Origin of the sequence: Pseudomonas sp. 22085, from assembly GCF_052045815.1 — a bacterium.
Classification (GTDB): Bacteria; Pseudomonadota; Gammaproteobacteria; order Pseudomonadales; family Pseudomonadaceae; genus Aquipseudomonas; species Aquipseudomonas glycinae.
Map to the genome: position 1 here is coordinate 140,006 of NZ_JBQEQA010000006.1, position 11,529 is coordinate 151,534.

General features: G+C 62.0%; 8 protein-coding genes and 1 tRNA gene. All 9 read left to right on the top strand.

The window, feature by feature from the left end:
• Positions 1 to 2 precede the first annotated feature (2 nt).
• The 9 genes from ACTJK7_RS09025 (at position 3) to ACTJK7_RS09065 (ending at position 11,139) form a co-directional block, all read left to right on the top strand.
• Positions 3 to 728, top strand: coding sequence for an urea amidolyase associated protein UAAP1 (locus tag ACTJK7_RS09025; protein WP_064383067.1), 726 nt, complete (start codon positions 3 to 5; stop codon positions 726 to 728).
• 11 nt (positions 729 to 739) lie between these two features.
• Positions 740 to 1,381, top strand: coding sequence for an urea amidolyase associated protein UAAP2 (locus ACTJK7_RS09030; RefSeq protein WP_064383065.1), 642 nt, complete (start codon positions 740 to 742; stop codon positions 1,379 to 1,381).
• 279 nt (positions 1,382 to 1,660) lie between these two features.
• Positions 1,661 to 5,293, top strand: a complete 3,633-nt coding sequence (gene uca / locus ACTJK7_RS09035) for an urea carboxylase (RefSeq protein WP_108560007.1) — start codon at positions 1,661 to 1,663, stop codon at positions 5,291 to 5,293.
• A 24-nt stretch (positions 5,294 to 5,317) separates the two neighbouring features.
• Positions 5,318 to 7,090, top strand: a complete 1,773-nt coding sequence (gene atzF, locus ACTJK7_RS09040; RefSeq protein ID WP_440780635.1) for an allophanate hydrolase — start codon at positions 5,318 to 5,320, stop codon at positions 7,088 to 7,090.
• Between the two features lie 168 nt (positions 7,091 to 7,258).
• Positions 7,259 to 8,746, top strand: a complete 1,488-nt coding sequence (locus tag ACTJK7_RS09045) for a sensor domain-containing diguanylate cyclase (RefSeq protein WP_085655528.1) — start codon at positions 7,259 to 7,261, stop codon at positions 8,744 to 8,746.
• Positions 8,739 to 8,969, top strand: a complete 231-nt coding sequence (locus ACTJK7_RS09050) for a cysteine-rich CWC family protein (RefSeq protein ID WP_108560004.1) — start codon at positions 8,739 to 8,741, stop codon at positions 8,967 to 8,969. Before ACTJK7_RS09045 ends, ACTJK7_RS09050 begins: the two co-directional genes overlap by 8 nt.
• 33 nt (positions 8,970 to 9,002) lie before the next feature.
• Positions 9,003 to 9,695: a pseudouridine synthase gene (locus ACTJK7_RS09055; protein ID WP_108560002.1), complete on the top strand. Its 693-nt coding sequence runs from the start codon at positions 9,003 to 9,005 to the stop codon at positions 9,693 to 9,695.
• A gap of 316 nt (positions 9,696 to 10,011) precedes the next feature.
• Positions 10,012 to 10,896 (top strand): alpha/beta fold hydrolase, encoded by an 885-nt coding sequence (locus ACTJK7_RS09060; RefSeq protein ID WP_011332879.1) that lies wholly within the window; start codon positions 10,012 to 10,014, stop codon positions 10,894 to 10,896.
• 169 nt (positions 10,897 to 11,065) lie between these two features.
• Positions 11,066 to 11,139 (top strand) — tRNA-Gly (locus ACTJK7_RS09065).
• Positions 11,140 to 11,529: the final 390 nt, after the last annotated feature.

Here is an 11,529-nt window from a genome sequence, read left to right on the forward strand (position 1 = left end):
CCATGACTGATTCGACCCAACTGTTTCCACCCTTCGCCGAGGAAACCCTGCCCGGTGGCGGCCACCGTTCCTTCGTCCTGAAACGCGGCCAGCTGCTGCGCCTGACCGACCTGCGCGGTGGGGCCAACGTCAGCCTGACCCTGCTCAACGCCAACGAGAAAACCGAGCGCCTGAACCTGCCCGACAGCCTCAAGTGCCAACACACCGCCAAGCTGACCGCAGGCCATTGCCTGTACTCGGACATGGGCCGGGTGCTGGCGGCAATCACCGCAGACACTTGTGGCTGGAGCGACAGCCTCGGTGGCGTGCTGTGCGCTGAAGAGGTCGCGGAAAAATACGGCCAGGGCCGCTACCAGGAACTGCGCAACGGCTTCTTTCGCAACGGCACCGACAACCTGCTGGTGGAACTGGGCAAGTGGGGCCTGGGCCTGTCCGACCTGCTGATGACCCTCAACCTGTTCAGCCGCGTGAACGTCGATGAAGCCGGGCGCTTCCATTTCGTCGAAGGCCATTCGAAGGCCGGCGATTACATCGAGCTGTACGCCCCGATGGACACCCTCGTCGTCCTCACCGCCCTGCAACACCCGATGGATCCCTCACCTGAATACGCGCCTAAACCGCTGAAGCTGAGCTGGATGAACGCCGACCCGAGCGTCGCCGAACACTGCCGCACCTCGCGCCCGGAGAACGAGCGCGGCTTTATCAACACCGACCGTTTGTTTGCCTGAGGATCATCGCCATGTCAGTTGCTATCGCCACTTCGCAGAAACAACCCGACACTGCGGTGTACCGCGCCACCATTCCCGCCGGCGAACCCTGGCTGATGGAGGTCAAGGCCGGCCAGACCCTGCGCATCCTCGACCTGGAGGGCAATCAGGCGGTCGATACGCTGTTCTACAGCCTCGCCAATCCCCGTGAACGCTACGACGTGCAACGCACATTGCGCCGACAGAACAGCGTGTACCTGAGCACCGGCAGCGTGTTGTATTCCAACCTTGGCAAACCGATGCTGACCATCATCGCCGACACCTGCGGCCGCCACGACACCCTCGGCGGCGCCTGCGCGCAAGAGAGCAACACCGTGCGCTACGCCCTGGAAAAACGCTACATGCACAGCTGCCGCGACAATTACCTGCGTGCCTGCGCCCACGACGGGCGCCTGAGCAAAGGTGATATCGGGCCGAACATCAATTTCTTCATGAACGTACCGGTGACCGCCGACGGCGGCCTGACCTTCGAGGACGGGATCTCCGCGCCGGGCAAGTACGTCGACCTGCGCGCCGAGATGGACGTGATCGTGCTGATCTCCAACTGTCCGCAACTGAACAACCCGTGCAACGCCTACAACCCGACACCTGCGGAGCTACTGGTATGGAACTGACATTCGTCCGCCTGCGCCGTTGGCTTTTCGCCCTGTGCCAGGCCCGTTCCGGCCAGTGTCTGAAATCCCCAAAACACCCCTGAACCCTGTGGGAGCTGGCTTGCCAGCGATGGCGTCGGCACAGCCAACATTGATGATGACTGACACACCGCCATCGCGGGCAAGCCCGCTCCCACAAGGTCAATGGTGACTTTCGAATTGTGATTTTGCCGTCGGGGACGACCCCGGCGCTCATCGAAAAACTGCGGGACGGCCCGCATCCCCTTCAGGGGTTTTGCCATGTTCAAAAAAGTCCTGATTGCCAACCGTGGCGCGATTGCCTGCCGCATCCTGCGCACCTTGCGTGAACTGCAAGTCGAAGGCGTCGCGGTGTACTCCGAAGCCGATGCCGCCAGCCTGCACATCCTGCAAGCGGACGAAGCCCACAGCCTCGGTGAAGGCGCAGCGGCCGGCACTTATCTGGCCGTCGAAAAAATCCTTGCCATCGCCAAAGCCAGCGGCGCCACCGCGATCCACCCAGGCTACGGGTTCCTCTCGGAAAACGCCGCGTTCGCCGAAGCCTGCGCCAACCACGGCATTGCCTTCATCGGCCCGACACCGGAACAACTGCGGGTGTTCGGCCTCAAGCACACTGCACGGGCGCTGGCCAAACAGCACGGCGTGCCGATGCTCGAAGGCACCGAACTGCTCGACAGCCTCGACGCCGCGCTGATTGCCGGCGCGCAGGTCGGTTATCCGGTGATGCTCAAAAGCACCGCTGGGGGCGGTGGCATCGGCATGCGCGTGTGCCGTAACGCCAGCGAACTGAGCGAGTCGTTCGAGGCGGTGAAGCGTCTCGGCCAGAACAATTTCAGCGACGCCGGGGTGTTCATCGAGAAGTACATCCAGCGTGCGCGGCATCTGGAAGTCCAGGTGTTCGGCGACGGCCAAGGCGCAGTGATCGCCCTTGGCGTGCGCGACTGCTCGGTGCAGCGGCGCAATCAGAAAGTCCTCGAGGAAACCCCGGCACCGAACCTGCCCGACGGCATGGCGGATGAGCTGTGCGCGGCGGCGATCAAACTGGCCAAAGCAGTGAATTACCGCAGCGCCGGCACCGTCGAATTCGTTTTCGACAGCGATGCGCAGCGCTTCTATTTTCTGGAAGTGAACACCCGGTTGCAGGTTGAGCACGGCGTCACCGAACAGGTGTGGGGCGTTGATCTGGTGCGCTGGATGATTGAACTGGCGGCGGGAGATCTGCCGCCGCTGAGCACATTGTTTGAGGGCCTGAAACCGGACGGCCACGCGATTCAGGCGCGACTGTACGCGGAGGATCCGGGGCGCGATTTCCAGCCGAGCCCAGGGCTGCTGACCGCTGTGGAATTTCCTGCGGCCAACGGTATTCAACTGCGCATCGACACCTGGGTCGAGGCTGGCTGCGAGATCCCGCCCTACTTCGATCCGATGATCGCCAAAGTCATCAGTTGGGCGCCAACCCGCGAACAGGCCCGCGCCGAACTGCACCAGGCCCTCGGCGACAGCCTGCTGTACGGCGTGGAAACCAACCGCGATTACCTGCGGCAGATTCTGCTAGATACGCCGTTTGCCAGCGGTCAGCCCTGGACCCGTTGCCTGGAAGGCCTGGTGTACCGGGCCAACACGTTTGAAGTGCTGAGCGCCGGCACCCAGACCAGCGTCCAGGACTACCCCGGTCGCCTCGGTTACTGGGCGGTCGGCGTGCCACCTTCGGGGCCGATGGACAGCCGCGCGTTGCGCCTGGGCAATCGCTTGCTGGGCAATGCCGAAGGCGCGGCGGCACTGGAAATCACCATGAACGGACCGCTGCTGCGCTTCAATTGCGATGCGGTGGTGGCGGTGACGGGGGCGCCGTTGGCGCTGACCCTCGACGGCGAAGCGGTGCCGATGAACACCGCGCTGTTGATTGAAGCGGGCAGCCAGTTACATCTCGGCGGTTTGCTCGACGCCGGCGCCCGCAGCTACCTGTGCCTGCGTGGCGGCCTGCAGGTGCCGGATTATCTGGGGAGCAAAAGCACCTTCACCCTCGGTCAGTTCGGCGGTCATGGCGGGCGAGCCCTGCGTGCCGGGGACGTGTTGCACCTGGCCCCACTGAGCGACCGAAGCGCCGGGCAGACCCTGGCACCCCATCACGTCAGCGAATTACCTGCCGTGCGCCGGATCCGCGTTATCTACGGCCCTCATGGCGCGCCTGAATACTTCACTGAAAACTACATCGGCACCTTTTTCGCCACGCAATGGGAAGTGCATTTCAACTCCAGCCGCACCGGCGTGCGCCTGATCGGGCCGAAACCGGAATGGGTGCGCGCCGACGGCGGCGAGGCCGGGCTGCATCCGTCGAACATCCACGACAATCCCTACGCCATCGGCGCCGTGGACTTCACCGGCGACATGCCGGTGATCCTCGGCCCGGACGGCCCGAGCCTCGGTGGTTTCGTGTGCCCGGTGACGGTGATCGAGGCCGATCTATGGCAGCTCGGGCAGCTCAAGGCCGGGGACAAAGTGCAGTTCGTGCCCGTCGATCTCAAGACCGCACGCGATCTCGCCCTCAAATGGGACACCTGTGGGAGCTGGCTTGCCAGCGATGGGGCCCGAGCAAACATCGCGTCAACTTCATCGCTGGCAAGCCAGCTCCCACAGGCCCTGGTTGCGCCTGTGGTTCTGGAATTGGGTCAGGACGACAAGCGGCTGGTCGGCCGTGTGTCCGGCGATACCCATCTGCTGCTGGAAATCGGCGCGCCGGAACTGGATCTGGTCCTGCGCTTTCGCGCCCATGCCCTGATGCAGGCGCTGGAAGGCAAAAACCTGCACGGCGTGATCGACCTGACGCCGGGCATTCGTTCGCTGCAGATCCACTACCAGCCCGAACAATTGCCGCTGGCCGATCTGCTCGGCATCGTCGCCGGTGAATGGGATGCGGTGTGCGCCGCCCAGGACTTGCAAGTACCGTCGCGCATCGTCCATCTGCCGCTGTCGTGGGACGATCCGGCCTGCCAGTTGGCGATCGAGAAATACATGACCACCGTGCGCAAGGACGCGCCGTGGTGCCCGAGCAATCTGGAGTTCATCCGCCGCATCAACGACCTGCCGAATCTCGACGAGGTGCAGCGCACGGTGTTCGATGCGAGTTATCTGGTGATGGGCCTGGGTGACGTCTACCTCGGTGCGCCGGTCGCCACCCCGCTCGACCCGCGCCATCGGCTGGTGACCACCAAATACAACCCGGCGCGCACCTGGACCGCCGAGAACTCGGTGGGCATCGGCGGCGCCTACATGTGCGTGTACGGCATGGAAGGCCCGGGCGGTTATCAGTTCGTCGGGCGCACCTTGCAGATGTGGAACCGCTATCGCGAGGTCGCCGCGTTCGACGGCAAACCGTGGCTGCTGCGGTTTTTCGATCAGATCCGTTTCTACCCGGTCAGCGCCGAAGAACTGCTGCGCATCCGCCGCGACTTTCCTCTCGGCCGCTTCGACCTGAACATCGAACAGAGCCAGCTCAACCTCGCCGACTACCAGGCCTTTCTGCAACGCGAAGCCGAGACCATCGACGCCTTCCGAACGCAGCAACAGGGTGCCTTCCAGGCGGAGCGCGAACGCTGGATCGCCAGCGGCCAGGCGCACTTCGACAGCGAAGAAGCCGTGCCGGACAGCAGCGAAGACACACCGCTGACCAGCGGCCAACAAAGCATCGACAGCCACATCGCCGGCAACCTCTGGCAGGTGCAGGTCGAGGTCGGCAGCCGCGTGGCGGCCGGTGATGTGCTGGTGATTCTGGAGTCGATGAAGATGGAAATCCCCGTGCTCGCGCCCATGGCCGGGGTGGTGCAGGACATTCGCGTGCAGCCGGGATCGGCGGTGCGTGCCGGACAACGGGTCGTGGTGCTGGAACTCGACTGAAACCATTTGCCAAAGGATCAACCCATGAATCTGCAACTCGATGCCCTGCGCCAGGCCTACCGCAATGGCGACACCACACCCCGGCAATTGCTGTTGGCGTTGCGGGAAAAAGCCGCTGCGCTGAACCCGGACTATCACCTGTTCATCCATCTGCTCAGCGCCGAAGAACTGGAACCGTATCTGGCCGCCCTCGACGGTCGCGATCTCGACAGCCTGCCGTTGTATGGCGTGCCGTTTGCGATCAAGGACAACATTGATCTGGCCGGTGTCCCGACCACCGCTGCATGCCCGGCGTTCGCCTACGTACCGGAGCGTTCGGCGACCATCGTCGAGCAGCTGCTGGCGCTGGGCGCGATCCCGCTGGGCAAGACCAACCTCGACCAGTTCGCCACCGGCCTCAACGGCAGCCGCTCGCCGTACGGCGCCTGCCCGAATAGCGTGTTGGCGGAATATCCGTCCGGCGGCTCGAGTGCCGGTTCGTCGCTGGCCGTGGCGCTCGACGTGGCCAGTTTCGCGTTGGGCACCGACACTGCCGGCTCCGGCCGGGTGCCGGCGGCATTGAACAATCTGGTGGGGCTGAAGGCCAGCAAAGGGCTGATTTCCACCGCCGGCGTGCTGCCGGCCTGTCGCACGCTGGACTGCGTCACCACGTTCACCGCAACAGCGCGGGAAGCCAGTCAGCTGCTGGCGCTGACCGCGCGCCTCGATCCGAGGGACGAATACAGCCGCAGCAATCCGTCATGGAACGACGGCACCGCGTTCGGCGCGCCACGGCCGTTTCGCTTCGGTGTACCGCGTGCGCGAGACCTGGCTTTTTTCGGCTGTGAGGAAGGCCCGCGGCTGTTCGGCGATGCCATCGACCGTCTGAAAGCTATGGGCGGTGAAGCGGTCGAACTGGACCTGTCGCCGTTCCTCGAAGCGGCGCGGTTGCTCTATGAAGGGCCGTGGGTGGCCGAGCGCTACAGCGTGGCCGGCGAGTTGATGGAAGAAAATCCCGCAGCGGTGCTGCCGGTGATCCGCGCGGTGCTGGCCAAAGCACCGGCCGTCAGCGGCGTGCAGACGTTCCGTGCGCAATACCGCCTGCAAGCGCTGAAAGCCGTTTGCGATAAAGCACTGGAAGAACTCGACTGCGTGCTCACGCCCACCATCGGTCGTCCGGTGACGCTGGAGGAACTGGACGCGGAACCGGTGCTGCGCAATTCCGAACTGGGCTACTACACCAACTTCATGAACCTGCTCGATTACGCTGCCGTCGCCGTGCCCAGCGGTTTCATGGCCAACGGACTGCCGTGGGGTGTAACGCTGTTTGGCCGGACGTTCACCGATCAGTATCTGCTGGGCGTGGCCGATGCCTTGCAGCGCCAGCAGGATCCCGCGCTGCCGACGCCGAACAACCCGGCGCGCCATGACCGTGCACGACTGGTGGTCTGCGGTGCGCATCTGGACGGACTGGCCCTGAACTGGCAGTTGCGGCAACGCGGCGCACGCCTGATCGAGGCCACCTACAGCTCGAAGAACTACAAACTCTATGCCCTGGCCGGCGGCCCGCCGTTGCGCCCGGGCATGCTGCGCGTGGCCGAAGGCGGCGTGGCCATCGAGGTGGAAGTCTGGGAGTTACCGAGCAGTGAGCTGGGCTCGTTCCTGACCGGCATCCCGGCGCCGCTGGGCCTGGGCAAGGTACAACTGGCGGATGGCCGCTGGGAAAGCGGATTCATCTGCGAACCCTACGGCCTGGAAGGTGCAACCGACATCAGCCATTTGGGTGGGTGGCGAGCGTATCTGCAAACCGCAAACTGATCCGAACAGCGGCCCCCTCTCGCTCCGGGAGGGGGCTGGATGAATGAGCCATTCTCCAGACACCCCTGCCCGGCTGATCCCCCCGCATTTCAGGCACAAATCCCGCAGTCTTTTCCCCGCCGTGCCACTAGAATGCTGCCCATCGGGTCACTGTCAACGGAATTGCCAATGCCGCTCAGATCTGCGTTTCACTCCCAACGTTCGCTGGTACTGACCCTCGTCGCCCTGCTCGGCGCAGGTTTCCTCGCCACTTCACTGCTCAGCTACTACGCCTCGCGGGCGTCGATCCGCGACAACATCGTCAACACCGAACTGCCGCTAACCTCCGACACGGTCTATTCGGAAATCCAGAAAGACCTGGTCAGACCGATCCTTATTTCTTCGATGATGTCCCGCGACACCTTCATGCGCGACTGGGTGGTGAACGGCGAGAAAGACAGCGACCAGATGACCCGCTACCTCGACGAGGTCATGACCCACTACGGCGCCTACACCGCGTTTTTCGTCTCCAACAGCACCCACACCTACTACCACGCCAAGGGCGTGCTAAAGCAGGTGAAAATCGACGAGCCGCGCGACGCCTGGTACTTTCGTGTGCGCGACATGAAGGATCCATACGAGATCAATGTCGACCCGGATCTGGCCAACAAAGACAACATGACGTTCTTCATCAACTACAAGGTCTACGACTACAACAATCGCTTCATCGGCGCCGCTGGCGTGGGGCTGACGGTGGACGCAGTGATCAAGCTGATCGACAAGTATCAGCAGCGCTATCAACGCAGCGTTTACTTCGTCGACACCTTCGGTCGGCTGGTCTTGACCGGCGCCGAGGGTGGGCCGGAAGGGGCGCGGGTCGGGAAAAGCCTGACCGACCTCGACAGCATGAAAAGCCTGGTCAGCCAGCTGCCCAAACCCCACAGCGGCAGCTACGAATATTCCACCCACGGCCAGGGGCATTTCCTCAACGTGCGGTTCATTCCGGAGCTGAACTGGTACCTGTTTGTCGACAAACGCGAAGACGGCGCACTGAGCGAAATCCGCCAGTCGCTCTATCTCAACCTGCTGATCTGCCTGCTGGTGACGCTGATCGTGCTGGCGCTGGTCAATCGATTGATCAAGCGCTATCAGGACAAGATCCACGCTCAGGCCACCCTCGACAGCCTCACCGAACTTCCCAACCGCCGCGGCTTCGACCTGCTCGCCGTGCAAGCGCTGCACGAAGCGCACCGTGAGCCGAAACCGCTGACCGCGCTGCTGCTGGATCTGGATCACTTCAAGGTTTTGAACGACACCTACGGGCACATGGCCGGCGATCAGGTGCTGATCGGATTCGCCCGGGACCTGCAAAGTTGTCTGCGGCATTCCGACATTGTCTGCCGTTGGGGCGGTGAGGAATTTATCGTGCTGCTGAAGGACACCGACGGCGAGACCGGTCAGAAGATTGCCGAGAAGATCCGCCAGCACGTCGAACAGCATGAATATGCCTACAACGGTCACACCCTGAATCTGACGGTCAGCATCGGCGCCACCACCCTGCAACCGGATGACACCTTGCACAGTCTGCTGTCCCGGGCCGATCATGCGATGTACCGGGCCAAACAGACCGGCCGCAACCGCACCTGCGTGGAAATGCCTCACTCGACCTATGCCTGACGCCAAGAACACACCTGACCTCTGCCCGGCCTGCGGCGCCCGCAACGACTGCATCCTGGCCGACCCGCGCACCGCCGACCGTGCCTGCTGGTGCTACGGTGTTTCCATCGACCCGGCAGTGCTCGAAGCCCTGCCGACGGAACTGCGCGACAAATCCTGCCTGTGCCCGCGTTGCGCTCAGGTCGAGGCGCAACTGCAAGCGGCCAGGCCGTCGATCCCGTAAGATGCGCGCCCCGCTTCCTGCCGATTCCTGATCATGCGCGTCGACCGTTTCCTCAGTAACCTGCCCCGCTACAACCGTAAACAGGTTCGCCTGTTGCTGGTGGAAAAGCGCGTGCGCATTGACGGAAAAGTCGTCAGCGATCCCCGCAGCGAAGTCCTGGAGTTCAGCCGCGTGGAGGTCGACGACGAAGTGCTGCAACCCGGCAAACCGGCGCGCTACTTCATGCTGAACAAACCGCAGGGCTGCGTCAGCGCCACCCGCGATCCCGAACATCCGACCGTGCTCGACCTGATCCACGAACCGGACAAGGATGACCTGCACATCGCCGGGCGTCTGGATTTCAACACCACCGGGCTGATGCTGATCACCAACGACGGCAGCTGGTCGCGGCGCCTGACCCAGCCGCAGACCAAACTGCCGAAGGTCTATTACGTCGAGACCGAACAGGAGATCGGCCCGGAATATGCGATCAAGTTCGCCAAGGGGATCTACTTCGCCTTCGAAGACCTGACCACCCAACCGGCGCAGCTGCAAGTGCTCGGCCCGCGAACGGCGCGGTTGAGCATCGTCGAAGGTCGTTACCATCAGGTGAAGCGCATGTTCGGCCACTTCAACAACAAAGTGCTGCGCCTGCACCGCGAATCCATGGGGCCGCTGGCGCTGGATCACGCGCTAAAACCGGGCGAGTACCGCGCTTTGCGCACCGAAGAGATTCATTTGTTCTAAGCAGCCGACCGCTCAGCAGAAGTTGTCGAACAATTTACCAACGGCACTTGCGCAATCCGGATCCCCCTGCTTGAATCAGGTCGTCGGCCAAATTGTGACCGATGAGTCACACATAACATCCAAGAAACTTTTTGTCGGTAGACAGCCCTCAAGGGTTGCGCCTCAGCCGACAGACTGCCCGCCAATAACAACACCCGTCGACCTGACGTATCGGATCGACATGGGCCACAAAATTCCAGGCATATGCCTACCTGTCACAAAGCTCGTGCAATCTCATTTGCGCGCATACCCGCTTGCTTGCCAGGAGTCTTATGACATGAGGCCAGAAATCGCTGTGCTGGATATACAGGGTCAGTATCGGGTTTACACGGAGTTCTATCGCGCAGACGCCGCAGAAAAGACCATCATCCTGGTCAACGGCTCGATGGCCACGACTGCGTCGTTTGCACAGACCGTGAAAAATCTGCACCCGCAATTCAACGTGGTTTGCTACGACCAGCCCTACGCGGGCAAGTCGAAAGTCCACAACCGCCACGAGAAACATCTGACGAAAGAAGTCGAAGGTCTGATCCTGCTGGAGCTGATCGATCACTTCGCGGCCGAACACGTGCTGTCGTTCTCCTGGGGTGGCGCCGCGACCATGGTCGCCCTCGCGCATCAGCCTCGGCGCATCGAAAAAGCCGTGATCAGCTCGTTCTCCCCGGTGATCAATGCACACATGCTTGATTACCTCGAACGCGGTGTCGAATGCCTCGGCAAACGCGACGGCGATCGGGTCGGGCACCTCGTCAACGACACCATCGGCAAACACCTGCCGTCGCTGTTCAAGCGCTTCAACTATCGCCACGTCAGCAGCCTGGCCGAGCACGAATACGGGCAGATGCACTTTCACATCAATGACGTGTTGCACAGCGATCGTCAGTGCTATTTGAACGCGGCGAAGAAAATCAACGTACCGGTGCTGTTCCTGAACGGCGAATGGGACGAATACACCGCCGCCGAAGATGCGCGCCTGTTCGGCAACCACGTCGCGCAGAGCACCTTCACCACCCTGCAGGCCACCGGGCACTTCCTCGACATGGAACACAAATCCGCCTGCCGGGACAGCCAGAACGCCCTGCTCGGTTTCCTGAAACCGGCGCAACAGGCAAGCCGAACGCGTTACCAGTTTGTCCAGGATCACCATGCATTGGCCATTTGAAACAGTGTCGTCGCGAGCAAGCCTGCGAGGCTGAGATTCAGCCGTCCTCCAGCCCGCAGCGCTTGCCCGCGATTGACCGATCTGGCTCTGATTCAGGCTTTTCCACTCGACACACGCAAAGAAAACTTCAAATCCGTGGCCGAGTCTGGTACAAAGTCAGCCGCTCTGAGCGGGTGTCGTATAATGGCATTACTCCAGCTTCCCAAGCTGATAACGAGGGTTCGATTCCCTTCACCCGCTCCAATCGAATTTATGTCCTGCGTCGTGGTTTGACGGGGGATGCGGAAACAGAAAAACCGGCCTGCAGGGCCGGTTTTTTTATGCCTCGGATTTGGCAGCGAGCAAGCCAGCCTTGAACCATTCAGAAACAACACGTTGATTGAATTCCCCCCGTCTGCGCTTACGCTCCTGACAGTCAGTCACTCATGTCGTGAGCGCTTGTTATCGAAGCGTTCGGCTTCAAGGGAGATATCCGCATTTCTTCCCGGCTGCTTCTCGGCCAGAGACGATCAAGGGTATGCGATTGCAATGGTTTCGATGGAGTGTTCAACGTGAAGCCAATCTGGAGCGGTTTGAACACCGACAATTTAATTCTGCACAATTGTGGTTTATCAGCATTAATCGCAGTTAACC